This is a genomic window from Ramlibacter sp. (assembly GCF_035554825.1).
Taxonomy (GTDB): Bacteria; Pseudomonadota; Gammaproteobacteria; order Burkholderiales; family Burkholderiaceae_C; genus Ramlibacter.
Genome location: NZ_DATMHS010000138.1, coordinates 1 through 25112 on the forward strand (window position 1 = coordinate 1; position 25112 = coordinate 25112).

Below are 25112 nucleotides of genomic sequence, written 5' to 3' on the forward strand. Positions count from 1 at the left end.
AAGTGGTTCGTCAAGGGCCTCGTCGACACCGAGAAATGAAACAACGCGGCGACGCGGCCCCGGCGCCGTCGCCCACGAACTCGAACAGAACATGGCATCGATTCAACTCAGAAACGTCATCAAGCGCTACGGCAAGGGCAAGCACCAGCTGCAGGTGATCCACGGCGTGGACGCCGAGATCGGCGACCGCGAGTTCGTCGTCATCGTCGGCCCGTCCGGCTGCGGCAAGTCCACCTTGCTGCGGATGGTCGCCGGGCTGGAGGAGATCTCCGAAGGCGAAATCTCGATCGGCGGGCGGGTCGTCAACAAGCTGGAGCCGGCCGAACGCGACATCGCGATGGTGTTCCAGAACTACGCGCTGTATCCGCACATGACCGTGTTCGACAACATGGCGTACGGGCTGAAGATCAAGAAGGTGCCCAAGGAGGAGATCAAGGCGCGCGTCGACAAGGCCGCCGGAATCCTGGAACTGGGGCACCTGCTGCAGCGCACGCCGCGCCAGCTGTCGGGCGGCCAGCGCCAGCGGGTGGCCATGGGCCGCGCCATCGTGCGCCAGCCGCAGGTCTTCCTGTTCGACGAGCCGCTGTCGAACCTGGACGCGAAGCTGCGCGCGCAGACCCGCATCGAGATCCAGAAGCTGCACCGGGAACTGGGCATCACCTCGCTGTTCGTCACCCACGACCAGGTCGAGGCGATGACGCTGGCGCAGCGCATGCTGGTGATGAACGCCGGCGTCATGGAGCAGTTCGGCACGCCCGAGGACGTCTACCACCGCCCGGCGTCGACCTTCGTGGCCAGCTTCATCGGCTCGCCGCCGATGAACCTGCTGAAGAACGCGCCCGGCGGCCAGCCCGGCACGATCATGGGCATTCGCCCCGAACACCTCGACCTGGCCGACAGCGGCTGGCCACTGCGCGTGGAAACGACGGAGCTGCTGGGCGCCGAGCGGCTGATCTACGGCCGCCTGGGCGAGGAGCAGGTGATCGTCCGCCACGAGGAAGGGCCGGTGGCCCCGGTCACGGACGCGGTGATCCACGTCCGGCCGCGCGAGGACCGGGTGCACTGGTTCGACGCCGCCACCGGCAAGCGCATCGCGGCATGAAACACTGGCCGTATCCCCGCTGGGTGGCGCATCGCGGGGCCGGCAAGCTCGCGCCCGAGAACACCATGGCGGCATTCCGGCTCGGGGCCGACCACGGGTATCGGATGTTCGAGTGCGACGCCAAGCTGTCCGCCGACGGTGTGCCGTTCCTGATGCACGACGCGACGCTGGAGCGCACCACCAACTCGGCGCAGGTGCTGGGCGCCGGCCCGCACATCGGCGGCGAGCAGCCATGGAGCCTGCTGTCGCAGCTCGACGCGGGCGGCTGGCATTCGCGCCCCTACGCCGGCGAGCCGCTGGCCACGCTGGAAAACCTGGCGCGCTTCTGCCTGCGCAGCGACTACTTCCTCAATATCGAGATCAAGCCGACACCGGGCCTCGAGCAACGCACCGGCGAGGTCGTCGCGCGCGAAGCGGCGCGGCTGTGGGCCGGCAGGCCCGTGCCGCCGCTGCTGACCTCCTTCCGGCCGGAATCGCTGGCCGGCGCGCAGGCCGCGGCGCCGCAACTGCCGCGCGGCCTGCTGCTGGATTCGCTCTGGAACGGCTGGTTCGACGTCGCGCGGCAGCTCGATTGCAGCGCGATCGTGTGCAACTACGCGCTGTGGACGCCGGAGACGGTGGCGCAGGTCCACGGCGCCGGCATGCGCTGCCTGAGCTACACCGTGAACGACGAATGGGTGGCCCAGCGGCTGTGGCAGCTGGGCACCGACGCGATCATCACCGACCGCCTCGACCTGTTCAGCCCCGCGGCCTGAGCGGCAGCCGCTCGCGCGTGTAGCGCGCCAGCACGCCGGTCAGCTGCGACAGGTGGCGGCGCAGCGGCTCGAAGCCGGCATTGGGCTCGCGTGTGGCCTCGTCCATGTAGACCGGCCGGCGGATCTCGATCTGCATGCTGTGGCGGTGCTGCGCCGGCTGGCCGATGCGCGCGATCAGCTCCACGCCCTTGTAGGGGTCGTTCACGGCGACCGTGTAGCCGAAGCCGCGCAGCGTGCTCGCCACCAGCTCCACGAATGCCGGCTCGCAGGTCGTGCCGTCACGGTCGCCCAGCACGAAATCGGCCAGCGGCTGCGTCGACGTGCGGCCCAGGCGCTCGTAGGCGTCGTTGGGCATGGAGTGCAGGTTCAGGTGCCACACGCCGCCGAACTCGCGCACGCTGGATCCGATCGCCTCGTCCAGCGCGGCGTGGTAGGGACGCCAGTAGCGGTCGACGCGGTTGCGCACTTCCTGGGGCGTGAGCTTGCGGTCGTACAGCGGCGTCGCCTTGTCGATGCGCGTCCACACCAGCCCGTAGCCCAGGCGCGACTTCTCGCCCGGCGCGGCCGGCAGCGGCCACTCGCCGTCGAGCATGGCCGGATCGAAGTCCTCCAGCGCGCGATTGGCGTCGATGTAGGTGCGGGGGAAGTTGGCCGCCAGCAGCGTCGCGCCGTGGTCCGGCGCATCGCCCCAGAGGCGGTCGACGTGGGTGTCCTCGCCGCGGCGCAGCCGCTGGTGGGGCACCGCGTAACCGAAGTCCGCCGGGTAGTGCACGCCGCTGTGCGGCGAATCGAAGACGAGCGGCAGGCGCTCGCCCCGCGGCGGCGTGACCACCACCGGAGCAACGGCGTCGTCCGCCATCATTCGATCCGGATGTTGGCGGCCTTGGCGATGCGGCGGTAGCGCTCGATCGCGGCCTTGATCTGGGCGCCGAACTCCTGGGAGCTGTTGGCCAGGATGATCCCGGAGATCGAGGCGGCGCGCTCCTTGAACTCGGGCGTGGCCATCGTCTTGTGCGCGGCGTCGGTCAGCTTGCGAAGCACCGGGGCCGGCAGCCCGGCCGGGCCGACCAGGCCGAACCAGCCGCCCTCGGACATCTCCTTGAAGCCCAGTTCGCTGTAGGTGGGCACGTCCGGCAGGATGGGGGAACGCTGGGGCGACAGCACGGCCAGCGCGCGCACCTTGCCGGCCTTGATGTGCGGCAGCATCGACGGCAGGTTGTCCGTCATCGAGTTCACCATGCCGCCCAGCGCGTCGTTGAGCGCCTGGCCCGAACCCTTGTAGGGCACGTGCAGCAGCTGGATGCCGGCGAGGTCCATGAAGTGCTCGATGTTGGCGTGGCCGAGCGAGCCGTTGCCGGGCGAGGCGAAGCTGTACTTGCCGGGGTTGGCCTTGGCCAGCGCGATGAACTCCTTCATCGTCTTGGCCGGCACGCTCGGGTGCACGACGAACACGCTGGGCACCGACATCACGTTGGTGATCGGCGTGAAGTCCTTGATCGGGTCGTACGGCAGCTTGGCGTAGATCGCGGGATTGGCGCCGTGGGTGCTGACGGTGGCCATGCCGATCGTGTAGCCGTCCGGCGCCGCCTTCGCGATGGCGTCGGCGCCCAGCGAGCCGCCGGCCCCGCCGCGGTTGTCCACCACCACGGCCTTGCCCAGGAAGCCGCCCATCTTGTCGGCCAGCAGGCGCGCGATCATGTCGGTGGACCCGCCGGCGGAAAACGGCACGATCAGCTTGACCGGCCGCTCCGGGTACTCGGCGGCCCAGGCGGGCAGTGCCGCGGCGAGCGGCGAGGCGGCGAAGGTGGCGAGAACCTTGCGGCGATTCATCATGGGAAATACTCCAGGAACGAGGTCTTGATTCTGGGCAGCGGCCCGGCCCGCGGAAAAGCGACAAAATCGCACTGATCCATTACCGCCGCTCATAGCTGCCTTGCGCATCCGCTCTCCATCGATCGCCGAACTGCATGCACTGGCCGCCGCGGCGCGCCACGGCAACTTCTCGCGCGCGGCGGCCGAATTGTGCGTGACGCAGGGCGCGATCAGCCGTTCCATCGCGCGGCTGGAGGAGCACCTGGGCCAGCCCGTGTTCCGCCGGCAGGGCCGCCACAGCGTGTTGACCCAGGCCGGACAGGCCTACCTCGACGCCGTCGGTCCGGCGCTGCAGGCGATCGAGGCCGCCACCGTCCAGGCGCAATCGCGGCAGGCGCCGGCCGACCTGCGCGTTTCGGTCACGCCGACCCTCTTCAGCCACTGGCTGATCCCGCGCCTGCCCGATTTCCGCCGCCGCCATCCTGGCATCGGCCTCTCGTTCGCGCCCTACCGGCGCGACGACGGCATGGACGCCGCCGACGTGCACGCCTGGCTGCGCGGCGGCAGCGCGCCCTGGCCGCGCCACATCCGCGCGCATTACGTGGTCGGGCGCGAGCTGGTGCCGATCTGCCGGCCGGAAGATGCCGCCGGCCTGGCCACGCCGCAGGACCTGCTCGCCCGGCCCCTGCTGTTCCACACCAACTACCCGGACAACTGGGCCCACTGGTTCCGCTCGGTGGGCTGCGAGCCGCGCGGGCTGCAGCCGGCGGCGGATTTCGAACTGGTGAGCCTGCTGGTGCAGGCGGTGATCGCCGGTCTGGGGGTAGCCGTGGTCCAGCGCTGCCTGGTGGAGGACGAACTGGCCGCCGGCCGGATCGCGGCGCCGATCGCGACGCCGGTGCTGAACACGCGCGGGTACCACCTGTGCCACGCCGCGCGGCTCGAGCGGATGCCGGCGCTGGTCGCGTTCCGGGAGTGGCTGCTGGGGCCGGCGGCGCAAGCGCCCGTGCGGTTGCCACCGGCTGCCTGAGGACCGGGGCGACCGGCGCCGGTCAGTGCAGGTCGCCGGCGAGCGCGGCCAGCGTCTCCGCCGGCACCGCCATGTGGGCCGGGTAGTTGCGGTGGTCGCATCCGAGCTTGACGCCGGCGCCGGCCCGGATCGCCGCCGCCATCGGCGGCGTGAACTCGAAGCGCAGGAAATGCACGGCGGAGGTCTTCTCGTCGTTCTCCCGGTCGAGGTCCTCGTCGGCGATGGCGTAGACCCGCGGATGTCCTTCCACCTCCACGAACATGCGGTCCGCGATGCCGATCAGCCGCGCCAGTTCGCGCTGGCGTTCGTTGACGTCGGGGTACTCGATCATCATCGTCGCCTTCCAGTTGGTGCCGTCGGGGCACAGCGGCGCGTAGGCGTCGACTTCGTCCTGGATCGCCTCGTCCTCGAACAGCTTCTCGATCCGCAGCATCTCCTGGATCTGGTAGCGGATCGTCATCTCGTCCTCGAACTGCAGGGTGACGTGGTCGCCCAGCGCCACGCTGCGGCGCTTGCGGTGCGCGATGACGTCGGGCTTGTGCTCCTTGCGCCACTTGCTGTACGCCTCGAGCGTCATGAGGCTGTCGCGGGTGATCTTTCCGGTCAGTTGCATGGGTCTTGCCCTCAATCCAATCCGTAGGCCATGCGCAGCAGCGTCAGCGGGTGCGCGAGCCGGGGCTCGCCGAGGCCGTTGCGCTCGAAGCCCTGGGCGATGTGGTGGCCGCCCAGCGGGCAGTCGGAGCTGATGTAGTCGGGCGCGCCGCCCTGGGGATGCTCGGCCATCCGCTTGAACAGCGGCTTGCCGATCTTCATCGCCATCTCGTGCCCGGCCTTCTTCACGCCGTAGGTGCCGGCGTGCCCCGAGCAGCGCTCGATCGTCTGCACCGAGGTGTCGGGGACCATCTTGAGCAGCTCCTCGGTCTTGCGGCCGATGTTCTGCACCCGCCCGTGGCAAGGCACGTGGTAGCTCACCTTGCCCAGCGGCTGCTTGAAGTCGGTCTTGAGCAGGCCGTCGCGCTGGCGCTGGGCGAGGTACTCGAACGGGTCCCACATCGCGTCGCGCACCGCCTGCACGTCGCCGTCCCCGGGATACATCAGCGGAATCTCCTGCTTGAACATCAGCGCGCAGCTGGGCACCGCCGCGAGGATGGCGTAGCCGTCGTTGGCGTACCGCGCCAGCACCGGGATGTTGGCTTGCTTGGCCTTGTCGACCGCCTCGAGGTCGCCGATCTCCAGCTTCGGCATGCCGCAGCACCGTTCCTTGTTCACCAGCACGTACGGGATCTCGTTGTGCTGCAGCAGCTTGAGCAGGTCGTGGCCGATGCCGGGCTCGTTGTAGTTGATGTAGCAGGTGGAGAAGATCGCCACCTTGCCCTGCGTCTTGGCGCCGTCCTTCGCCGGGAAGTCGTCGGACTGGCGCGCGCCCGAGCGGAACCGGCGCGTGGCCAGGTCGGGCAGCCAGGCGTTGCGGTCGACGCCCATCACCTTCTCCAGGACGGCGCGGGCGGGCTTGGTGTGGTTCACCGCGTTGGCCGCCTGCACCACGATCGGGATGCCGGCGAGCTGGCCGTGGACGTCGGTCGAGGCCAGCAGGCTGTCGCGCCGCGGCACGGCGCCGCTCTTGAACTTGATCGCCTTGGCCCGCAGCATGGTGTGCGGGAAGTCCACGTTCCACTCGTGCGGCGGCACGTAGGGGCACTTGGTCATGTAGCACAGGTCGCACAGGTAGCACTGGTCGACCACCTTCCAGTAGTCCTGCCTGGCCACGCCGTCCAGCTCGCCGGTGGCGCCCTCGTCGACCAGGTCGAACAGTGTCGGAAAGGATCCGCACAGGCTCACGCAGCGGCGGCAGCCGTGGCAGATCTCGAAGATCCGGTGCAGCTCCGTGAACGCCTGCTCCTCGTCGTAGAAGTCCGGCTCGCGCCAGGCGATGGGGTGGCGGGTGGGCGCTTCGAGACTGCCTTCGCGTGCGGCCATGTGCTGTTCTCTTTGTTGCGGGCTCGGGCGAGGGAGCCCGGTCATGGCGGGGCCCTCGCCCCAGCCCTCTCCGGGCGGGGAGAGGGTGGGACCGGACGACCTCAGTCGACCAGCTCGTTCAGGGCTCGGGTGTAGCGATTGGCATGCGAACGCTCGGCCTTGGCCAGCGTCTCGAACCAGTCGGCGACCTCGTCGAAGCCTTCGTCGCGGGCCGTCTTCGCCATGCCCGGGTACATGTCGGTGTACTCGTGCGTCTCGCCCGCCACGGCCGCCTTCAGGTTGTCGCGGGTCCGGCCGATCGGCAGGCCGGTGGCCGGATCGCCGCACTGCTCCAGCCATTCCAGGTGCCCGTGCGCGTGGCCGGTCTCGCCCTCGGCCGTCGAGCGGAATAGCGCGGCGACGTCGTTCTGGCCTTCCACGTCCGCCTTGTTCGCGAAGTACAGGTAGCGGCGGTTGGCCTGGGACTCGCCCGCAAACGCGGCCTTCAGGTTTTCTTCCGTTTTCGAGCCTTTGAGTGCTGGCATGGAAACCTCTCCTTGGGTTGATGGATGCGACCGGGCACCTCCCAGGCGCCGGGGCCGCCCAAAGACTAGTCGCCGCCCCCGCCGGCGTCTAATTGGAACGGCCAATGCAGCCAATAGCATTCCCCTATTGGAGAGATAGCCTCATAGCCACCGCCGGCCAACGGCCCCCAGCCCCAGCCACGGCAGCGATTAGGATGGAAACGAGCACAGCACTGACCAGATTCAAGGAGACCCCGCATGGCCGCCGTTCCGCAATCCAGCACGATGCCGGCCCCGCCGCCGATCCGGCAGCTGCACCACTACGCCTACCGGGCGCGCGATGCCGAGGAAACGCGGCATTTCTACGAGGACATCCTCGGCCTGCCGCTGTACCACATCATCCAGAGCGACCACGTCCCGAGCACCGGCGAGTACTGCCCGTACACGCACTTCTTCTTCCGGCTGCAGGACGGCTCGTTCATCGCCTTCTTCGACCTCGGCGACGACGTCAAGTGCGAGCCTTCGCCGAACACGCCGATCTGGGTCAACCACATTTCCTTTCGCGTCGATTCCATGCAGGCGCTGCTGGACATGAAGGCGCGGCTCGAGGCCAACGGCGTGGAGGTGCTGGGGGTGACCGATCACCACATCTTCCACAGCATCTATTTCTTCGATCCCAACGGCATCCGGCTCGAGCTCACGGCGCAGCTCGCCGACGAGTTCCAGATGCTGCAGGAGAGCAAGACCGCGCACGTCCGGCTGGACGAATGGACCCGCCGCAAGGAACAGTGGCGGCGCGAGCGGGCGGCCGGCCAGGCCGCCGAACCGCTCAAGCCGCAGCGCAACGACCGCCCCGAGGTGGGCGGGAGAAAATAGCGGCCGGCGCCTGACCTGGCGCCGCAGCACGAGGAGAAAGCACATGCCGGCCGACTACGCCGAGACGCCGCCTGCGAGCGGGTACGAGTTCACCGAGGGCAGCGGGTACCAGCTGCCGCAGTACCCGTTCGTGGAGCCGCCCGAGATCCGCAGCGGCCAGGTCAGCCATCCGCATGTCGTGATCGTCGGCGCGGGACTGGCCGGGCTCACCATGGCCTGCTCGCTCGCGCGCTACGGGGTGCCGGCGGTGCTGCTCGACGAGGACAACACCGTCGGCGCCCGCGGCGCGTCGTCGCGCGGCATCTGCTACACGCAGAAATCGCTGGAGATCTTCGAGCGCCTGGGCGTGTACGACCGGATCGCCGCCAAGGGCATCCAGTGGAGCGTGGGCCGCACCTTCGCCGGCAACGACGAGATCTATTCGTTCGACCTGCGCCAGCAGAGCAACTACAACCTCTCCCGCCAGCCGCCGTTCGTCAACATCCAGCAGTTCTACATCGAGGGCTACCTGGTGGAGCGCATCGGCGAGCTGGGCCGCGTCGACATCCGCTGGAAGAACCGCGTCACCGGCCTCGAGCAGAACGCCGAGGGCGCCACGCTGACCATCGCCACGCCGGCGGGCGAGTACAAGATGCGCGCCGACTACGTCATCGACGCCAGCGGCGCCCGCACGCCGTTCCGCGCCTGGGTCGGGGCCTCGGTCACCGCGCGCAAGGGCGACGACCGCTGGTGCATCGCCGACGTCCGCTTCAGCAAGCATCCGCCGGTGGAACGCCACACCTGGATCGAGGCGCCGTTCAACGACAACCGCGCGGTCTGGCAGCACCTGATGGCCGACAACGTGTGGCGCATCGACTACCAGATGGAGCCCAACTGCAACCCCGAAGAGGTCAGCAAGGAAGCCGTGGTGCGCGAGCGGCTGGCGCGCCAGTTCGGCGCCGACTGCGAACTGGAGATCGTCTGGGTGGGGCCGTACGCCTACCGCAGCGAGTGCATCGACCGGATGCGGCACGGCCGCGTCTTCTTCATGGGCGACGCCGCCAAGGTCGTCAGCCCGTTCGGCGCGCGCGGCGGCAACACGGGCGTATCGGACGCCGACAACCTCGCCTGGAAGATGGCGGCCGTGCTGCACGGCCGTGCCGACCCCGCGCTCCTGGACAGCTACCACCAGGAGCGGCACGAGGCGGCGCAGCAGAACGTGCAGGTGACCAACCGCACCTCGCGCTTCCTGCGGCCGCGGCCCGGCCCGGAAAAGCTGTTTCGCGATGCCGTGATCAGCCTGGCGCGGCAGCACGTGTTCGCGCGCCCCCTGGTCAACACCGGCCGCATGGCGATCGCCAATCCCTACACCCGCTCCAGCGTCTGCGATGCCACCGGCGGGCAGCCGGTGCAGAACGTCGGCTTCCAGTGGCCGGACGGCTCCGCCGGCACGGTCAACGAGCTGCTGGGATGGGCCGGCGGGCGGCTGCTGCTGTTCGTCTTCGGCGACGCCAGTGCGCAAGGCCTGCAGCGGCTGCGGGCGATCACCGAAACGATGCCGGTGCGCGCCATCCAGGTGCTGGCCGCGGATGCGCAGCCGCTGGCGGTCGAGCACGTCTTCGATCCGCACGGGCACCTGCAGGGCGCCTGCCACGTCTTCGGCCATGCCTGGGCGCTGGTGCGTCCCGACAGCTACGTGGCGGCCACCGGCGAGAGCATCGATTCGACGCTGGTGCACGCGATCGGACGGGCGCTGGGCCTCAAGGACGAGGTGGACCGGGCGCCGGCCGAGGTGTATTCGCCGCGGGTGGGCGCCGAGCCGATCGCCCTGGACGAGCGTCAGGAGGCCGCATGAGAACCACCTTCCACTTCCAGGACGGCGACGGCTTCTACGAGCAGCTGCTCGAGGCCCACGAGGGCCTCACGAAAGAGCAGTCCGAGCTCCTCAATGCCCGCCTGATCCTCATCCTGGCCAACCAGGTCGGCGACGCGAAAACGCTCAAGGCGTGCGTCGAGGCGGCGCGGCAGATGCCGGGCTGAGACCGGGCCGGCCGGGGCGGCCGCTCGGCCCGCCGCCGTTTGTCCATACATCAAGGAAACCTGCCGCCGGCGACCTACAGTTCAAGCCCCTCTCTTTCACTGACAGGAGGCGCACCATGAAACGGGCAAGGCATTGGCAGGATTACGGGAACATCGTCCTCGGGGCGTGGCTGCTGATCGCCCCGCTGGTGCTCGGCTTCACCGGCCAGCTGGCGGCGATGGCCAACACCTTCGTCGCCGGAGCCCTGCTGGTGGGCGTGGCGCTCGGCGCCATTCTGCTGCCCAAGGCCTGGGAGGACTGGACCGAGGCGGCGCTGGGCGCCTGGCTGGCGCTGTCGCCCTGGCTCTTCGACTTCGAGACCCAGATCGGCACCGTCAACGCGGTGGTGACCGGCCTGCTGGTGATCACCCTGGCGTTGTGGGCCGTGGAGGACGAGGAGCTCATCCACGGCGGCGGCGCGCCGACGCCGCTCTGACGCCGGCCGGAGGCGGCGGCCCAGGGGCCCGCCCACCTCGGCGGCCGCCCGACCGTGCGGCAGGGCTCCGGTAAAATCGGGGTCCGTCCAACCGGCACCACAGTGGGGTCAGACTCCAGAGGAACTGGAGTCTGGCCCCAATTCACTCGCACATGACCACCGTCCCCCAACCCGGCCTCGACAGCCTGTCGAAATCCTTCGAACCCGCCGCCATCGAAGCCAAGTGGGGACCGACCTGGGAGCAGCGCGGCTACGGCCGGGCGGGCCACCGGGGCACGGGCGAGCCGCGCGCCGGCGAACCCTCGTTCGCGATCCAGCTGCCGCCGCCCAACGTCACCGGCACGCTGCACATGGGGCACGCGTTCAACCAGACGATCATGGACAGCCTCACGCGCTACCACCGCATGCGGGGCTACAACACGGTCTGGGTGCCGGGCACCGATCACGCCGGCATCGCGACCCAGATCGTGGTCGAGCGCCAGCTGCAGGAGCAGAACCTGTCGCGCCACGAGCTGGGCCGCAAGAACTTCGTGGCCAAGGTGTGGGAGTGGAAGGAGAAGTCGGGCAACACCATCACCACCCAGATGCGCCGGATGGGCGACAGCGTCGACTGGTCGCGCGAGTACTTCACGATGGACGAGAAACTCTCGCCCATCGTCACCGACACCTTCGTCAAGCTCTACGAGCAGGGCCTGATCTACCGCGGCAAGCGCCTGGTCAACTGGGACCCCGAGCTCAAGACCGCCGTCAGCGACCTCGAGGTGGAAAGCGAGGAGGAAGACGGCTTCCTGTGGCACATCCGCTATCCCCTGGCCGACGGCGCCGGTGACCTGACGGTGGCCACCACCCGCCCCGAGACCATGCTGGGCGACGTCGCGGTGATGGTCCATCCCGAGGACGAGCGCTACCGGCACCTGATCGGCAAGAAGGTGAAGCTGCCGCTGTGCGACCGCGACATCCCGGTGATCGCCGACGACTACGTGGACCGCGAGTTCGGCACCGGCGTGGTGAAGGTCACGCCGGCCCACGACGCCAACGACTATGCCGTGGGCCAGCGCCACCAGCTGCCGATGGTGGGCGTGCTCACGCTCGACGCCAAGATCAACGAGAACGGCCCGGCCAGGTACCAGGGCATGGACCGCTTCGCCGCGCGCAAGGCGGTGGTCGCCGATCTCGAAGCGCAAGGCCTGCTCGCCGAGACCAAGAAGCACAAGCTGATGGTGCCGCGCTGCGCCCGCACCGGCCAGATCGTCGAGCCGATGCTCACCGACCAGTGGTTCGTCGCGATGACCAAGGTCAGCGAGCAGGACCCCAGCGGCAAGTCGATCGCGCAGAAGGCGATCGATGCGGTGCAGAGCGGGGCCGTGCGCTTCGTCCCCGAGAACTGGGTCAACACCTACAACCAGTGGATGAACAACATCCAGGACTGGTGCATCTCGCGCCAGCTCTGGTGGGGCCACCAGATCCCGGCCTGGTACGACGAGCAGGGCAAGGTGTACGTGGCGCGCAACGAAGCGGAGGCGCAGGCCAAGGCGCCCGGCAAGACGCTGACGCGCGACCCCGACGTGCTGGACACCTGGTACTCGTCGGCGCTGGTGCCGTTCTCCACCCTCGGCTGGCCGGCCAGGACGCGGGACCTGGACCTCTACCTGCCTTCCACCGTGCTGGTCACCGGTTACGACATCATCTTCTTCTGGGTGGCCCGGATGATCATGATGACGACGCACTTCACCGGCCAGGTGCCGTTCAAGCACGTCTACATCCACGGCCTGGTGCGCGACTCGCACGGCAAGAAGATGAGCAAGTCCGAGGGCAACGTGCTCGACCCGGTGGACCTGATCGACGGCATCGCGCTGGAGCCGCTGCTGGAAAAGCGCACCACCGGCCTGCGCAAGCCGGAGACGGCGCCGCAGGTGCGCAAGAACACGCAGAAGGAATTCCCGGACGGCATTCCTGCCTTCGGCGCCGACGCGCTGCGCTTCACGTTCGCGTCGCTGGCCACGCTGGGCCGCAACATCAACTTCGATCCCAAGCGCTGCGAGGGCTACCGCAACTTCTGCAACAAGCTCTGGAACGCCACCCGGTTCGTGCTGATGAACTGCGAGGGGCATGACCTGGCCGAGGAAGGAGCGCTGCTGGGCGAGGCCGACCGCTGGATCATCTCCCGCCTGCAGCGCACGGAAGCGGCGGTGGCCGAGGGTTTCGCCGAATACCGCCTGGACAACGTCGCCAATGCGATCTACCAGTTCGTCTGGGACGAGTTCTGCGACTGGTACCTCGAGATCGCCAAGGTGCAGATCCAGACCGGCGACGCGGCCCACCAGCGCGGCACCCGCCGCACGCTGATCCGGGTGCTGGAGGCGATCCTGCGGCTGGCGCACCCGGTGATCCCCTTCATCACCGAGGAGCTGTGGCAGAAGGTGGCGCCGGTGGCGGGCAAGGACGGCGCATCGGTCAGCGTCGCGCCCTATCCGGTGGCGAACGAGGCGAACATCGACGCCCGGGCCGAAGCCTCGATCGGGCATCTGAAGCAGGTCGTGGACGCCTGCCGCGCCCTGCGCGGCGAGATGAACGTCTCGCCCTCCACGCGACTGCCGGCTTACGTGCTCGGCGACGCCGCCTTCATGCGCCAGGCGGCGCCGGTGCTGCAGGCGCTGGCCAAGCTGAGCGAGGTCAAGGTGTTCGACGACGAAGCCGCCTGGGCCGCGGCCAGCCAGGCGGCGCCGGTCGCCGTGGTGGGCGATGCCCGCCTGTGCCTGCACATGGAAATCGACGTCGCCGCCGAGAAGGCGCGGCTGGGCAAGGAAGTGGCGCGCCTGACGGCCGAACTGGCCAAGGCCAACGGCAAGCTGGCCAACCAGGCCTTCGTCGCCAAGGCGCCGCCGGCGGTGATCGAGCAGGAACACGCCCGCATCGCGCAGTTCACCCTGACGCTGGAAAAGCTGCAGGACCAGCTGCGGCGGCTCGGATAGCGAGCAGCGCCGCTACTTCAGATCGACGCCCGGCGCCGCGCCCTCGTTGGCCGCCGGCGGCAGCACCGGCGCCAGGGTGGCCGGCTCGCTGGCGATCTGGTCCAGCAGGCTGATGCGCGGCGCCATGAGCGTCTCGTGGATGCGATGGGCGACGTACCAGCTCGCGCGCATGCGCGCCTGATGCGTGTGCGCCCCGAGCCGCGGCGTGAGGAACAGGTTGTCGAGATCGTGCAGCGGCGTCCCCCTGGAGGCGAAGCCCGCCTCCGCGCCATCGAGCATGCACGACTCGATCCGGCCGTCGAGCAGCGCCCTGGCCAGCGCGTGCGGCTCGAAGATCGACGACCGCGTCAGGCCCACCCAGATCTGCCCGGGCTTGCAGTGCGCGAGCACCTTGTCGTCGATGAGGCCCCGATAGCGGGTGGCGTAGAGCACCGCGACGCTGACGGCGTCGGCATTGGCCATCAGCTCGCGCAGGCCGACCGGCTGCACGCCCAGGCGTGCCCAGATCGGGGCGGTGTGATGCACGGCCGGGTCGTAGCCAATCAGTTTGGCCCCCAGCGCGCGCAGCAGCATCGCGTAGGCGTGGGCCGCCGGCGCCAGGCCGAAGATCCCGACCACGCTGCCATGGAGCTCGCGGCCGATCTGCGGCGGCGCGTGGCGCTCGCCGGCCAGCGAGGCGCCGATGCCGCGGCGCATCAGCGCGAGCGTCGCGCCGAGCAGGTACTCGGCGTTGGAGCGCACGCTGGCCGTCGAGGGCTGGATCACGCGCACCTTGCGATCGCGGCAGGCCTCGAGGTCGGTGTTGTCGGTGCTCACGTGCAGCCGCGCCACCGCATTGAGCAAGGGCGCGAAGTCGAGGAATTCCTGGTTGACCAGCAGCTTGCGCGGCAGGACCAGGGCCCGCACGTTGTAGACCATCTTGCGCAGCGCGCTCGCGTCCGCGGCCAGCTCGGGCCGGAATTCGACAGAATGGCGTTCGGCGAGCCACTCGTGCGCTTCGGGCGCAAGCTGGTCGACGAGAAGGATTTCCACCCTGAATGCGTCCTTGTCTGACAAGATGAGGCGCCGTTTGCCCGGATAGTTGCTGAGGCACCCCGCAAAAGGGCAACACTTTAGCGCTAAACCATCAACGAGTCGATGAAAAAACTGACGAAGATTCACAAGGCGGTCTTTCCCGTCGCCGGTCTGGGAACCCGCTTCCTCCCAGCCACCAAGGCCATCGCCAAGGAAATGCTCCCGGTCGTCGACAAGCCGCTGATGCAGTACGCCGTCGAGGAGGCCTATGCCGCCGGCGTCCGCCACATGATCTTCGTCACCGGCCGCAGCAAGCGCGCCATCGAGGATCACTTCGACACGGCCTACGAACTGGAGCACGAGCTCGAGGCGGCCAACAAGAGCGACCTGCTGCGGCTGGTGCGGTCGATCATGCCCGACGACATGGTCTGCTCGTACGTGCGGCAGCCGCGCGCGCTGGGCCTGGGGCACGCCGTGCTGTGCGCCGAGCCGCTGGTGGGCGACGAACCGTTCGCGGTGCTGCTGCCGGACGACCTGATGTGCGGCCCCGAGGGCGGTCCCGGCGTGCTGGCGCAGATGGTGGACGTGTTCCAGGACTACCCCACCTCGCTGGTCGCCGTGCAGGAAGTGCCGCTCGATCACGTCAAGCGCTACGGCATCGTGGCCGGCGACCGGGTGGGCGAGCGGATCGTCAAGGTCAGGCAGATGGTGGAGAAGCCGAGCCCCGAAACCGCCCCCTCGCGCATGGGCGTGTCGGGCCGCTACGTGCTCACGCCGTCCGTCTTCAACGAAATCCGCAACAACCCGCGCGGCGCCGGCGGCGAGATCCAGCTCACCGACGGCATCGCCAAGCTGATGGCCACCGAAGGCGTGCATGCCTACGAGTACCAGGGCAAGCGCTACGACTGCGGCAGCAAGCAGGGTTTCCTGGAAGCCACCGTCGATCTGGCGCTGAAGCACGAGGAAGTGGGCGCGAGCTTCAGGGACTACCTGAAAAAGACCGTCTGCTGACCGGCCGGTCCCGGTCGCCCGCGCCGTGAGAGCGGGCCGCAGGCGGTCAGAACGCGATAGCCGGCCCGGTCACGCCGTCCACGGTCATGCCTTCGAACAGCACTTGCACGGTGCGGCCGAAGAAGAACGGCAAGCCCCATGAGAACAGGCCGGCCGCACCGCCGATAAGGCCCGAGCTCGGCGCGGCCGCCCCCGGCAAGGCGGCCTGCCCGATGAACAGGTCGTCGATGTTGTCCACGGTGAAGCTCACCGCTTCCATCCGGCCGTTGCGCCCGACGATGAAAGCCGTCTGCGCCAGGGAGGTCGGGGCGCCGCCGGCCGTGGGGCAATAGAACGCCTGGTGTCGGGTGCAGGTCGCGATCGAGTCGCTGGCGAAGAAGTAGCCGTTCGAGCCCGAGTCCACGATCGCCCGCTGCTGGACCCCGCCGTACGAGGTGAGCAGCGTGCCCGAGCCATCCAGCGTGAGGAGCCGCGCCCCCGGCAGGGTGTTGTTCGATCGGGTCGCGACGCCGAAGTACACCGTACCGCCGGCGAGCGCACTGCCGGACCGGGGCACCGGCGGCAGCTGGATGGTGACCCCGTTGTTGTCGCCGGGCAGCAGGGCCACCGGATTGGGCACCTGCTGGGCCTCGGCCACCTTGGTCGCCCGGCACAACGCGCCGGCGCCCGCGCTCGGGCAGACGTAATACATCCCCGGGATGGCATAGGCGGCGCAGTTGGCGCCGCAATCGCGCACGAAGCTGCCCACGCCCAGCACGCCGTTGGCGCCGAACAGCGACACCGAGTTCTTGCCCGGGCCGGACACGCAGGTCGGCGGCGGCACGCCGGCAGCGGGATCGCCGATCAGGTTCAATGGCAGCGACGCCAGCGTCTGCCCGCCGATCTTCACGTCGGCGCTGACCACCGAGCCCCAGGTGAAGCCGTCGGCGTACTGGACGCATTGGCGCAAGGCGCTCCCACTGGCGGCTTCCACGACCGGCTGCAGCGCCGCCTTGCCGGAGAGCGCGGGCGCCAGGATGCGCAGGCCGGTCGAGCCGGTGTCCAGCTGCACGTGATCGATGGTCTCGCACGCGGTGGCGCTGCCCGTGGTGCACAGCGTGACCGACGCATACAGCATGTTCAGGACCTTGCGGCCGGTGAGCAGGAACAGCGCCGGCCCGGTATCGACCACCACCGGCAGCGCGTTGGCGGGCGCGGCCGGCGTCGAAGGTGGCGCCGCCGCATCGGCCCCGGTGTCCGCGGCGTTCGAGACCGTGGCCAGTGGCTGGTTCGGCGGCGCTTCGCCGCCGCCGCCGCCACCACCGCAGGAAGGCAGCGCCAGCACCCCGACCAGGCACAGCACCGCGGCGAGCTTCCTCATCGCGCGCCCCCGGCCCCGTCGATGTCCTCGACGCTGGCGCCGGCGGGCATCAATGCCGGGACCATCGCGGAACCGGCCATCCCACGCGGCAGCTTCACGACCCGCAACACCATGGCGCCGGTCCTCATCGCGACCACCTTGGCGTTGCCGGCGCCGCGCTGCAGGTCGGCCGCGTACTGCGCGTAATGCGAGCCGAGCACGAGCTTGAGGTCCGGCAAGGCCGGGCCCGACCAGGTCGCCGCGAACACCTTTCCCGCGCCCGACACGTACTGGCGCACCGCCGTGCCCTCGGGCGTCGTGGTCTCGTGCACCTCGAAGCCGGCCGCCGGCGTGTGCTTCAGTGCCGTCCCGCGCAATGCCGCGTGATCGCGCAGCACCGAGTCGGCCGCCTCACCGAGCGCCGCCTGCGCGGCCGCGCTGCAGACAAGCAGCGCCAGCGCGGCGACCACCACCCGGGCGACCCGGCGCCGGGACTGCGCGCGGGCCGGGCCGGCACCCGGCGTCGAAGGCGGTTGCGGAGTGGACATGTCGCTCTCCCCTTGACGCAGGCCGCGGCACCAGGCCGCGACTCACGATTCGAAGGTACGAGCGCCGGGTCACTCGCAGGCCGGCGGAATGTCCTCTTTGGGCGGGACATTGCTCCCCAAAGTGTCCTGCCTCGGCTCGCGCTCGATCGGCACGGCGCCGTCGGGCGCAGAACAAGGGGGAGTCGGAACTGGCGTCGGCCCCCGGATGCCGCAGGGGACGTGGCCGACGCGCCGGCGGTCAGCGCCGCCTGAGGACGTGGATGAAGTCCTGGCCTTCGGTCTTCTGCTCCACCAGCTCGTTGCCGGTCTGCTTGGCGAAGGCCTGGAAGTCGCGCACCGAACCGGCATCGGTCGACACCACCTTCAACAGCTGGCCGCTGCGCAGGTCGGCCAGCGCCTTCTTGGCCTTGAGAATGGGCAGCGGGCAGTTGAGGCCGCGGGTGTCGATTTCCTTGTCGATGTTCATCATGCTTCCTGCAATCAGTCGGTCAGTCGCGCCGCAGCTCCCGCCATTGCGGCTCCACCCCGCGGGCGCGCAGCCATTCGGCGAGCGCGTAGCCGGTGCCGGCCGGCCAGCACTTCACATCCTCGTACGCGAACAGCCGGTAGTCCACCAGCTCGGGCGACAGCTTCACCTCGCCTTCGGCCAGCGCGTGGTAGGCGATGATCACCTGGTTCATGCGCTGGAAGTCGTAGACGCCGATCAGGTTCAGCTCGCGGACCTCGAGGTTCGTTTCTTCCTTGACCTCGCGGGTGATCCCCTCCTGCGGCGTCTCGCCGGCCTCCATGAAGCCGGTGATCAGCGCGTAGACCTTGCTCTTCCAGGCCGCGTTCTGGGCCAGCAGGATCTTGTCCTGGTACTGGATCACCGCGGCCAGCACCGGCGTCGGGTTGTTCCAGTGTGTCCAGCCGCACCCGATGCAGCGCAGGCGCTGCTTCTCGCCGCCGTCCTCCAGCTGCGCCACCCACTCCAAGGGCGTGGCGCAGCAGGGGCAGAACTTGTAGTCCATGTCAGGCCGGGAACACGCCGGTGGACAGGTAGCGGTCGCCGCGATCGCACACCACGAACGCGATCGTCGCGTTCTCCACCTGCTTGGCGATCTCTTGCGCGACCCAGCACGCCCCGGCCGCCGAAATGCCGCCGAAGATGCCCTCCTCGCGCGCCAGGCGCCGGCACATCTCCTCGGCATCTTCCTGGCTCACCAGCACCGTTTCGTCCACGGTGCTGGCGTCATAGATCTTCGGCAGGTACTCCTGCGGCCACTTGCGGATGCCCGGAATGCGCGAACCTTCCTTCGGCTGCGCGCCGACGATCCTGATCGCCGGATTCTTCTCCTTCAGGAAGCGCGACACGCCGGTGATCGTCCCGGTGGTGCCCATGGCGCTCACGAAATGGGTGATCCGGCCCTTGGTGTCGGCCCACAGCTCGGGGCCGGTGGTCTCGTAATGGATGCGCGGGTTGTCCTCGTTGGCGAACTGGTCCAGCACCCGGCCCTTGCCGTCGCGCTGCATGTTCTCCGCCAGGTCGCGCGCGTATTCCATGCCGCCGCTCTTGGGCGTGAGCAGCAGCTCGGCGCCGAACGCCTTCATCGTCTGCGCCCGCTCCACCGACAAGTCCTCCGGCATGATCAGCACCATGCGGTAGCCGCGGATGGCGGCGGCCATGGCCAGCGCGATGCCGGTGTTGCCCGACGTCGCTTCGATCAGCGTGTCGCCGGGCTTGATCTCGCCGCGCTCCTCGGCGCGCTTGATCATCGACAGCGCGGGTCGGTCCTTCACCGAGCCCGCCGGGTTGTTGCCCTCGAGCTTGCCCAGGACCACATTGCCGCGTTGCTTGTTCTCCGCAGCGCCGATCCGCTGCAGCGCCACCAGCGGCGTCTTGCCGATGGCGTCCTCGATCGTCGGGTAGTTCATTGGCGTCACTGTGCCATAATTTCCGGCTCGCTTTCCCAGTGTGGCCTCGGTGGCGAAATCGGTAGACGCGCGGGACTCAAAATCCCGTTTCGCAAGAAGTGTCGGTTCGAGTCCGACCCGAGGCACCACCTGCAACGCCTGTCGACCGACAGGCGTTTTCGTTGGTGCACCAGCAGCACGCACGGCAACAAAAAGCCCGCCGGTCGGCGGGCTTTTTGCTGCGCGCAAGCGCGATCAGGTGCCGGTGACGAACGTGATGGTGACGGTGCCCACCGAGTTGCCGTTCAGCGTGAGCTGGCCGCCGGGGTTCACATCGACGGGAACCGGCTCGCCGGTGGACGCCGCCGATCCGAGCACGAGCGCAACGTTCCGCTCCTGCGTCGGCGCGTCGACGGCCATGCCGGCCGTCTCGACCTTGATGTTGCAGGGATGGATCGTGATCGTGTTGCCCGTAGCCATCTTGTGGCCGGCGGGGAAGGTCGACTCGGTGATCTTGAAGATGCACGAGCCGAAGGTGGTGGTGCCCTTGGCAGTGTATGTCTCGGACGTGATCGTGAACGCCGGCGTGGTCGTCGTGCCGGTGCCGGTACCGGTGCTCGGCACCGAGAACACGATGGTGGTCGGGGCCGTCGTGCCCAGCTCGGTCACGCCGGACGGGAACTTGAACGGCTCGTTGGCGACGGCCGCCGTCGTGGCCGGTGCTGCTGCCAGCACGACCGGCGCCGTCACGACCGCCACCGGCGCCGGCTCAGCGGCACCGCCGCCGCCGCCGCCCCCGCACCCCACGAGCGCGGCCGCAACCGAAAAGCTGAGGAGAAGAGCGACGGTTTTCTTCATGTGAGCGGACCCCTTTTTTGACGAGTAAGGTACTGCAGAGTGCGCGAGACTACAACAAAGCATCTCTAATGTAAATAAATGCGTGACGGATTCGAAGCCCCTGCTTAGAATCGCCGAGCTCTGTTGCGTCCCCTCGAGACGCGTATTCGCGGCCCTCCGAGTCAGTACTTTCGTTCGCAACATGCGCTCCGCCAAGCCCGTCATCCTTGCCGCCGCCGCGACCCTCGCGTCGCAGGCGGCATGGGCCCAGACCACCACATTCACCCAGGCCGGCTACACCGGCCTAGGGATAACCCCGAATGCGCACCTGCTCGACTGGGGCCGGGTCGAGGCCACGTACGACCGGCAGTTGCCGGGCCTGATGCGCGATCCCACTGGCCACAACTTCGTGGTCGGATTCGGCCTGTTGCCGAATCTCGAAATCGCCGGCCGGCTGGCGACCAACACGCTGAACTGCAGTGCCTTCGTCGACAAGAACTGCGGCACCCGCGACCTTTCCGCGTCCGGCAAGGTCGGCATCGGCCTGGACGCCCAGAACCGCTTCCGCGTCGCCGCCGGCCTCACCGACGTCGGCGGCGCGGCCACGAATTTCCGGACGTTCTACGGCGTGCTCACGTACAACGAGGGCCCCTTCGAAGCCAGTGCCGGCCTGGCCCGGCGCAGCGGCGCGCGACCGAACGTCTCCATGGCACCGCTGCACGGACCGTTCGCCGCCGCCGCCTGGCAGCCGCTGCCATGGGTGCGCGGGCAGATCGAATACACCGACGGCAACGCGTGGGCCGGCGTGCGCCTCTTCGCGCCGCGCGACTGGCTGCCGGAAGGCTGGACCGCCTACGTCGGCAGCAACCATCGCCTGAACGACAACAAGTTGACCCGCGGCGCCTGGCTGACTGCCGGCCTGTCAATCCCGCTCTACAAGGTTCCTGCCTTGCCGGGCAGCGGCCCACGGGCGCCCTTGCCCGCGCTCTCGGGCGCGCAGCGGCCGCTGCCCGCCTATGAGGCTCGCGTCCTGCCTGCGCCGCCGGCGCAACCCGCGCGCGAGGGGGCAGGCCCCGCGCCCTCGGCAACCACCGCACCGATCCCGGCGCGCCCCGTCTCCGACAGCGACCTGGAAGACCTCGCGGCTGCGCTGGAGGCCAAGGGCCTGGAAGACATCTCCATCGGGCGCATGCCAGACGCGTCGGTGGCCGTGCGCGCCAACAACTCGGCCTACAACTGGAATTCGGTCGACGCACTGGGCGCGGCCCTCGGGGCTATCGCCCGCACCTTCGGCGACCGCAAGACCGGCTACCGGCTGATCCTCACGCAGCGCCAGATTCCCCTGGTGGCCGTCACCGGCCAGAGCGATTGCCTGCGCGAGTGGATCGCCGACGCAGGCGCCGCGTGCACGGCCGGCCAGCTCTCGACGCCGGGGACCGGCGCGCTCGAGCCGCTGCACGCCGGCGCCGCCTGGGTGATCAACCAGCGCAAGCCGCGGTGGCAGACGCTGCACGTGTCGATCAGCCCGGTGCTGCGCACGAACGTCGGCACCGAAGTGGGCGCCCTCGACTACTCGGCGGGCGTGAACGTGGGATTGCAGCTGCCGCTGTGGCGCGGCGCCAGCGTGGAGTGGCGCCGCAACGTGCCGCTGGCCAACAGCAGTGACTACGAGCCGAACGGCGTGTTCGGCGCGCGCCGCGTCCGCTCCGAAACCGAGCGCGTCGCGCTGGTCCAGACCGTGCGCCTGCCGGTGGAGCGCTGGCTCGCCCCGGGCGACGATCTCAAGGCGCTGCGCTGGGGCTTGGCCGCCGTGACCGCGCAGGCGACGATCGGCCGGGTGGGCAGCAACTTCGACGGCATGCACGGCGCGCTGCGCTGGGAACCGGGCGAGGGCCGGCACCGCGCCAGTGCCGAAGCCGGCTATTTCCGCAATGCCAGCTTTGACGGCAGCATTTCCAGCGCCGGGCCGCGCCGCGCCAAGCCCCTGCTGGCCAGCTACCGCTACAGCGTGACGCCGACCCGCACTTACCTGGAAGCCACGGCCGGCCAGTTCATGTACAACGACCGCGGCTTCCAGCTCGGGATGCGGCAGTGGTTCAGCGACGTGTCGGTGGCCGCCTATTACCGCCGCAGCAACTTCCAGGGCGGCGCCACCCGCCAGTTCATCGGCCTGGAGCTGTCGCTGCCGATCGGCCCGCGGCGCGACGTCGCGCCGGCCCGCCACCTCCAGGTGGGCGGCACAACGCGCTTCAGCCACGCCGTGGAAACGCTGGTGCGCGACCCGAACGGCAACAACGCGGTGCGGCCCGGCTACGGCTTGCCCGTGCCGGCGCCCTCGCCGGAGGCCACGTTCAACACCGACCGGGCCGGCCTCCTCTACTTCGAGGACAACATCCGCCGCATCCGGGATGCGGCCCGCTGACAACAGCGGCCTCGACCGCTGCGCACGTTTACACGCTTGAACGCGCCCATCGGGCAAGCCCGGATTGGAAACACTCGAGCACTCACGATACAGTTTGTAATCAGTGGCAACTTCATCCAACAACTTTATGCACACGTCCGCGACGGGGGCCGTCCGCCGCCTGCTCTGCCCGTTGCTCGCCGCAGTGGTCGTCCACGGCTGCGCCGTGGTCACGGCGCCCGGCTTCGACTATGCGGATCCGAAGCAGCGCACCAGCGTCACGCTGGGCCAGTACGTCCCCGCCGACGTCAACAACCCGCCGCAAGGCGTGATCACGCCCATCACGCCGGCGCTGGTGCAGGCCCAGGTGCAGGCCGCGCCGAGCGGCATCCCCCCCGAAGTGCAGGCGCTCTTCGCCGAAGCCAAGCCCTACACCATTGGCCCCAGCGACGTGATCGGCATCGTCGTCTACGACCATCCGGAGCTGCTGCCGAATGCCGGCGCCGTGATCAGCCAGCAGGCCGACCCCACCGGGATCAGCGCGGCGCCCGGCTTCATCGTGGGCGCGGACGGCCAGGTGAGCTTTCCGTATGTCGGCCGCATCAAGGTGGAGGGGCTGACCGAGATCGAGGCCGCCGAATTGCTGTCCCGGCGGCTGGCGCGCGTCATCAAGGAGCCGCAGGTCACGGTGCGCATCCAGTCCTTCCGCAGCCGGCGCGCCTACGTGGAAGGCGAGGTGCGCCAACCGGGCACCCAGATCTTCACCGACGTGCCCATGACGCTGCCCGAGGCGATCAACCGGGCCGGCGGCGTCACGCCCAATGGCGATCGCTCGTTCGTCACGATCACGCGCAACAACCAGACCTCGCGCATCAACCTGATGCAGCTGCAGGAACTCGGCGTGAACCCCAACCGGATCCTGCTGCAGAACGGCGACCTCGTGACCGTGCGCAATCGCGACGAGAACAAGGTGTACGTGATGGGCGAGATCGCCAAGCCTTCGGCGCTGGTGATGCACAACGGCCGGCTCAGCCTCAACCAGGCGCTGGGCGAAGCGGGCGGTCCGAACCTGGCCACCGCGAACCCGGGACAGATCTACGTGATCCGCAACACCGCGCAGGGCTCGCCGGCCGTCTATCACCTGAACGCCAGCACGCCAAGTGCGCTGGCCCTGGCCGACACCTTCGCCCTGCGCCCGCGCGACGTCGTCTACATCGACCCCGTGCCGCTGGTGAACTGGAACCGGATCATCAGCCTGGTGCTGCCGTCCGCGCAGGCCTTGAGCCTGGGCCGCAACGCCGTCAGTCCATGAGGAGCATCCTGGTCGTCTGCGAAGGCAACATCTGCCGCAGCCCGATGGCCGAGGGCCTCTTCGCTGCCGCCCTGCCGCAAGCCGAGGTGCGCTCCGCGGGCCTGAGCGCGCTGAGCGGCATGCCCGCGGATGAAACGGCCGTGCGCCTGATGCAAGGCCGCGGGATCGACATCACCGCGCACCGCGCGCTGCAGATCACCCGCGAGCTGTGCTCGCAGGCGGACCTGGTGCTCGTGATGTCCACGGAACAGCGCAAGAGACTGGAAGAGAAGTACCCGTTCGCCTGCGGCCGCACATACCGGCTGGGTGAATTCAGCAAGCGCGACATTCCCGACCCGTACCGGCAGCCCGAATGGGCCTTCCAGGAGTCGCTTCAATTGATCGACCACGGGGTGCGCGAATGGCTCCAACGCATCCAGAAGATCTGACAGGCCAAGGCATGAACGCACCGCTTCCCATCCACCGCCAGTTGGCCGCTCCCAACCCCGCGCTGCAGGCGGACAACGACGAGATCGACCTCATCGAATACTGGGACATCATCGTCGACCACCGGTGGCTTGTCGCCGCCGTTACGGCGATCGCTATCGCAGTGGGAAGCGCATATTCGCTGCTGGCGCGGCCGGTTTATGAGGCCAACCTGCTGATTCAGGTGGAGGACTCGGCAAGTTCGGCCAAGAGCTTCCTCGGTGAGGCCGCGAGTCTCTTCGATGTGAAAACGCCGGCCGCCGCTGAGATTGAAATTCTCCGCTCCCGCATGGTGATCGGACGGGCAGTAGATAGCACTTCGCTCTACATCAGTGCCGCACCTCGCTATTTGCCCATCGTCGGCGGTTGGTTAGCCAGGCGGGCAAAAGACCTTTCAGACCCTGGGTTTCTTGGTTTCGGTGGCTTCGTTACCGGCACAGAGAAGATCGCGGTCAGCGCGTTTGACGTGCCGGAGCGTCTCGAAGGAACCGGCTTTCGTTTGACAGCGCAAGGAGACGGCCGGTACCTGTTATCTCACTCCGACTTGACAGGGGACCTTGGAGGGACTGTCGGTGTGCCGCTGATAAAAAGTACGCCCCTCGGAACCGTTACCTTGCTGGTGAGCGGCATGGAGGGAAGGCCGGGCGCGGAATTCAACTTGGCGCGCCAGTCACGGTTGGCCACTGTCGCGGGTTTGCAGTCCAGTCTGAGATTGAGCGAAAGGGGGCGGCAGTCCGGTGTCATTGACGCCACACTCCAGGGTGGCAACC

Annotated in this window: 25 protein-coding genes and 1 tRNA gene; 14 read left to right on the top strand and 12 right to left on the bottom strand. The window is 68.8% G+C overall.

Going from position 1 to position 25112, the window contains the following annotated elements; genetic code table 11:
* Positions 1-91 precede the first annotated feature (91 nt).
* The gene (gene ugpC / locus VNT59_RS17690) at positions 92-1102 is read left to right on the top strand and encodes a sn-glycerol-3-phosphate ABC transporter ATP-binding protein UgpC (protein WP_325500523.1); all 1011 of its coding nucleotides are present in this window, start codon (positions 92-94) and stop codon (positions 1100-1102) included.
* Positions 1099-1857, top strand: coding sequence for a glycerophosphodiester phosphodiesterase (ugpQ, locus tag VNT59_RS17695; RefSeq protein ID WP_325500525.1), 759 nt, complete (start codon positions 1099-1101; stop codon positions 1855-1857). Before ugpC ends, ugpQ begins: the two co-directional genes overlap by 4 nt.
* Here ugpQ and VNT59_RS17700 read toward each other — a convergent pair.
* Together VNT59_RS17700 and VNT59_RS17705 are read right to left on the bottom strand one after the other, a co-directional pair.
* The gene (locus tag VNT59_RS17700) at positions 1841-2719 is read right to left on the bottom strand and encodes an N-formylglutamate amidohydrolase (protein WP_325500527.1); all 879 of its coding nucleotides are present in this window, start codon (positions 2717-2719) and stop codon (positions 1841-1843) included. The two genes, ugpQ and VNT59_RS17700, sit on opposite strands and share 17 nt — an antisense overlap.
* Positions 2716-3690 carry a tripartite tricarboxylate transporter substrate binding protein BugE gene (locus VNT59_RS17705; protein WP_325500529.1) on the bottom strand — a complete coding sequence of 325 codons (975 nt, stop codon included), beginning with the start codon at positions 3688-3690 and terminating at the stop codon, positions 2716-2718. Before VNT59_RS17705 ends, VNT59_RS17700 begins: the two co-directional genes overlap by 4 nt.
* 100 nt (positions 3691-3790) lie before the next feature.
* Here VNT59_RS17705 and VNT59_RS17710 point away from each other — a divergent pair, with 100 nt between their 5' ends.
* Positions 3791-4699 carry a LysR substrate-binding domain-containing protein gene (locus VNT59_RS17710; RefSeq protein ID WP_325500531.1) on the top strand — a complete coding sequence of 303 codons (909 nt, stop codon included), beginning with the start codon at positions 3791-3793 and terminating at the stop codon, positions 4697-4699.
* A gap of 22 nt (positions 4700-4721) precedes the next feature.
* On the opposite strand, the gene VNT59_RS17715 is transcribed toward VNT59_RS17710, so the two are convergent.
* The 3 genes from VNT59_RS17715 to VNT59_RS17725 all read right to left on the bottom strand — a co-directional run bounded on the left by VNT59_RS17715 (position 4722) and on the right by VNT59_RS17725 (position 7200).
* On the bottom strand, positions 4722-5312 hold the full coding sequence (locus VNT59_RS17715) for a DUF3501 family protein (protein WP_325500533.1): 591 nt from the start codon (positions 5310-5312) through the stop codon (positions 4722-4724).
* A gap of 11 nt (positions 5313-5323) precedes the next feature.
* On the bottom strand, positions 5324-6676 hold the full coding sequence (locus VNT59_RS17720) for a heterodisulfide reductase-related iron-sulfur binding cluster (RefSeq protein WP_325500535.1): 1353 nt from the start codon (positions 6674-6676) through the stop codon (positions 5324-5326).
* A 101-nt stretch (positions 6677-6777) separates the two neighbouring features.
* On the bottom strand, positions 6778-7200 hold the full coding sequence (locus VNT59_RS17725; protein ID WP_325500537.1) for a rubrerythrin family protein: 423 nt from the start codon (positions 7198-7200) through the stop codon (positions 6778-6780).
* A gap of 237 nt (positions 7201-7437) precedes the next feature.
* Between VNT59_RS17725 and VNT59_RS17730 the strand changes: the two genes are divergently transcribed.
* The 5 genes from VNT59_RS17730 (at position 7438) to VNT59_RS17750 (ending at position 13522) form a co-directional block, all read left to right on the top strand.
* Positions 7438-8055, top strand: a complete 618-nt coding sequence (locus VNT59_RS17730; protein WP_325500541.1) for a VOC family protein — start codon at positions 7438-7440, stop codon at positions 8053-8055.
* Between the two features lie 43 nt (positions 8056-8098).
* Positions 8099-9889 (top strand): FAD-dependent monooxygenase, encoded by a 1791-nt coding sequence (locus tag VNT59_RS17735; protein WP_325500543.1) that lies wholly within the window; start codon positions 8099-8101, stop codon positions 9887-9889.
* Complete coding sequence (locus tag VNT59_RS17740) at positions 9886-10074, top strand: DUF2783 domain-containing protein (protein WP_325500545.1); 189 nt, start codon at positions 9886-9888, stop codon at positions 10072-10074. The genes VNT59_RS17735 and VNT59_RS17740 overlap by 4 nt, the downstream gene beginning before the upstream one ends.
* A 116-nt stretch (positions 10075-10190) precedes the next feature.
* Positions 10191-10550 carry an SPW repeat protein gene (locus VNT59_RS17745; protein ID WP_325500547.1) on the top strand — a complete coding sequence of 120 codons (360 nt, stop codon included), beginning with the start codon at positions 10191-10193 and terminating at the stop codon, positions 10548-10550.
* Between the two features lie 152 nt (positions 10551-10702).
* On the top strand, positions 10703-13522 hold the full coding sequence (locus VNT59_RS17750) for a valine--tRNA ligase (RefSeq protein WP_325500549.1): 2820 nt from the start codon (positions 10703-10705) through the stop codon (positions 13520-13522).
* A 12-nt stretch (positions 13523-13534) separates the two neighbouring features.
* Here the strand turns inward: VNT59_RS17750 and VNT59_RS17755 are convergent, their stop codons facing one another.
* Positions 13535-14554 carry an NAD(P)-dependent oxidoreductase gene (locus VNT59_RS17755; RefSeq protein ID WP_325500551.1) on the bottom strand — a complete coding sequence of 340 codons (1020 nt, stop codon included), beginning with the start codon at positions 14552-14554 and terminating at the stop codon, positions 13535-13537.
* Between the two features lie 105 nt (positions 14555-14659).
* On the opposite strand from VNT59_RS17755, the gene galU reads away from it, so the two are divergent.
* A complete protein-coding gene (gene galU, locus VNT59_RS17760) occupies positions 14660-15547 on the top strand; it encodes a UTP--glucose-1-phosphate uridylyltransferase GalU (RefSeq protein WP_325500553.1) in 888 nt (295 codons plus the stop codon).
* Between the two features lie 46 nt (positions 15548-15593).
* Here galU and VNT59_RS17765 read toward each other — a convergent pair whose 3' ends face one another.
* The 5 genes from VNT59_RS17765 to cysM all read right to left on the bottom strand — a co-directional run bounded on the left by VNT59_RS17765 (position 15594) and on the right by cysM (position 19348).
* Positions 15594-16907 (bottom strand): DUF3443 family protein, encoded by a 1314-nt coding sequence (locus VNT59_RS17765; protein ID WP_325500555.1) that lies wholly within the window; start codon positions 16905-16907, stop codon positions 15594-15596.
* The gene (locus VNT59_RS17770; protein ID WP_325500556.1) at positions 16904-17434 is read right to left on the bottom strand and encodes a DUF2844 domain-containing protein; all 531 of its coding nucleotides are present in this window, start codon (positions 17432-17434) and stop codon (positions 16904-16906) included. The genes VNT59_RS17765 and VNT59_RS17770 overlap by 4 nt, the downstream gene beginning before the upstream one ends.
* Positions 17435-17672: 238 nt before the next feature.
* Positions 17673-17900 (bottom strand): sulfurtransferase TusA family protein, encoded by a 228-nt coding sequence (locus tag VNT59_RS17775; protein ID WP_325500572.1) that lies wholly within the window; start codon positions 17898-17900, stop codon positions 17673-17675.
* 22 nt (positions 17901-17922) lie between these two features.
* Positions 17923-18444: an NUDIX domain-containing protein gene (locus tag VNT59_RS17780; protein ID WP_325500558.1), complete on the bottom strand. Its 522-nt coding sequence runs from the start codon at positions 18442-18444 to the stop codon at positions 17923-17925.
* A gap of 1 nt (position 18445) precedes the next feature.
* Positions 18446-19348, bottom strand: a complete 903-nt coding sequence (cysM, locus tag VNT59_RS17785) for a cysteine synthase CysM (protein WP_325500560.1) — start codon at positions 19346-19348, stop codon at positions 18446-18448.
* 43 nt (positions 19349-19391) lie between these two features.
* On the opposite strand from cysM, the gene VNT59_RS17790 reads away from it, so the two are divergent.
* Positions 19392-19476 (top strand) — tRNA-Leu (locus VNT59_RS17790).
* A gap of 106 nt (positions 19477-19582) precedes the next feature.
* On the opposite strand, the gene VNT59_RS17795 is transcribed toward VNT59_RS17790, so the two are convergent.
* The gene (locus tag VNT59_RS17795) at positions 19583-20185 is read right to left on the bottom strand and encodes a hypothetical protein (protein WP_325500562.1); all 603 of its coding nucleotides are present in this window, start codon (positions 20183-20185) and stop codon (positions 19583-19585) included.
* Positions 20186-20366: 181 nt separating this feature from the next.
* Between VNT59_RS17795 and VNT59_RS17800 the strand changes: the two genes are divergently transcribed.
* The 4 genes from VNT59_RS17800 to VNT59_RS17815 form a co-directional block, all read left to right on the top strand.
* Positions 20367-22586: a YjbH domain-containing protein gene (locus VNT59_RS17800; protein ID WP_325500564.1), complete on the top strand. Its 2220-nt coding sequence runs from the start codon at positions 20367-20369 to the stop codon at positions 22584-22586.
* Positions 22587-22713: 127 nt separating this feature from the next.
* Positions 22714-23877, top strand: coding sequence for a polysaccharide biosynthesis/export family protein (locus VNT59_RS17805; protein WP_325500566.1), 1164 nt, complete (start codon positions 22714-22716; stop codon positions 23875-23877).
* Positions 23874-24305 (top strand): low molecular weight protein-tyrosine-phosphatase, encoded by a 432-nt coding sequence (locus tag VNT59_RS17810; RefSeq protein ID WP_325500568.1) that lies wholly within the window; start codon positions 23874-23876, stop codon positions 24303-24305. Before VNT59_RS17805 ends, VNT59_RS17810 begins: the two co-directional genes overlap by 4 nt.
* Before the next feature lie 11 nt (positions 24306-24316).
* The coding region (locus tag VNT59_RS17815; RefSeq protein WP_325500570.1) for a Wzz/FepE/Etk N-terminal domain-containing protein at positions 24317-25112 on the top strand (796 nt) is incomplete at its 3' end.

Bases quoted from the DNA above. Each gene is read 5' to 3' on its own strand.
- VNT59_RS17745 (WP_325500547.1), top strand. From the start codon at position 10,191: ATGAAACGGGCAAGGCATTGGCAGGATTACGGGAACATCGTCCTCGGG.
- galU (WP_325500553.1), top strand. From the start codon at position 14,660: ATGAAAAAACTGACGAAGATTCACAAGGCGGTCTTTCCCGTCGCCGGT.
- VNT59_RS17795 (WP_325500562.1), bottom strand. From the start codon at position 20,185: ATGAAGAAAACCGTCGCTCTTCTCCTCAGCTTTTCGGTTGCGGCCGCG.
- VNT59_RS17750 (WP_325500549.1), top strand. From the start codon at position 10,703: ATGACCACCGTCCCCCAACCCGGCCTCGACAGCCTGTCGAAATCCTTC.
- VNT59_RS17725 (WP_325500537.1), bottom strand. From the start codon at position 7,200: ATGCCAGCACTCAAAGGCTCGAAAACGGAAGAAAACCTGAAGGCCGCG.
- VNT59_RS17805 (WP_325500566.1), top strand. From the start codon at position 22,714: ATGCACACGTCCGCGACGGGGGCCGTCCGCCGCCTGCTCTGCCCGTTG.
- VNT59_RS17720 (WP_325500535.1), bottom strand. From the start codon at position 6,676: ATGGCCGCACGCGAAGGCAGTCTCGAAGCGCCCACCCGCCACCCCATC.
- cysM (WP_325500560.1), bottom strand. From the start codon at position 19,348: ATGAACTACCCGACGATCGAGGACGCCATCGGCAAGACGCCGCTGGTG.
- VNT59_RS17810 (WP_325500568.1), top strand. From the start codon at position 23,874: ATGAGGAGCATCCTGGTCGTCTGCGAAGGCAACATCTGCCGCAGCCCG.
- VNT59_RS17780 (WP_325500558.1), bottom strand. From the start codon at position 18,444: ATGGACTACAAGTTCTGCCCCTGCTGCGCCACGCCCTTGGAGTGGGTG.
- ugpC (WP_325500523.1), top strand. From the start codon at position 92: ATGGCATCGATTCAACTCAGAAACGTCATCAAGCGCTACGGCAAGGGC.
- VNT59_RS17765 (WP_325500555.1), bottom strand. From the start codon at position 16,907: ATGAGGAAGCTCGCCGCGGTGCTGTGCCTGGTCGGGGTGCTGGCGCTG.
- VNT59_RS17700 (WP_325500527.1), bottom strand. From the start codon at position 2,719: ATGATGGCGGACGACGCCGTTGCTCCGGTGGTGGTCACGCCGCCGCGG.
- VNT59_RS17800 (WP_325500564.1), top strand. From the start codon at position 20,367: ATGCGCTCCGCCAAGCCCGTCATCCTTGCCGCCGCCGCGACCCTCGCG.
- VNT59_RS17715 (WP_325500533.1), bottom strand. From the start codon at position 5,312: ATGCAACTGACCGGAAAGATCACCCGCGACAGCCTCATGACGCTCGAG.
- ugpQ (WP_325500525.1), top strand. From the start codon at position 1,099: ATGAAACACTGGCCGTATCCCCGCTGGGTGGCGCATCGCGGGGCCGGC.
- VNT59_RS17740 (WP_325500545.1), top strand. From the start codon at position 9,886: ATGAGAACCACCTTCCACTTCCAGGACGGCGACGGCTTCTACGAGCAG.
- VNT59_RS17770 (WP_325500556.1), bottom strand. From the start codon at position 17,434: ATGTCCACTCCGCAACCGCCTTCGACGCCGGGTGCCGGCCCGGCCCGC.
- VNT59_RS17735 (WP_325500543.1), top strand. From the start codon at position 8,099: ATGCCGGCCGACTACGCCGAGACGCCGCCTGCGAGCGGGTACGAGTTC.
- VNT59_RS17775 (WP_325500572.1), bottom strand. From the start codon at position 17,900: ATGAACATCGACAAGGAAATCGACACCCGCGGCCTCAACTGCCCGCTG.
- VNT59_RS17730 (WP_325500541.1), top strand. From the start codon at position 7,438: ATGGCCGCCGTTCCGCAATCCAGCACGATGCCGGCCCCGCCGCCGATC.
- VNT59_RS17705 (WP_325500529.1), bottom strand. From the start codon at position 3,690: ATGATGAATCGCCGCAAGGTTCTCGCCACCTTCGCCGCCTCGCCGCTC.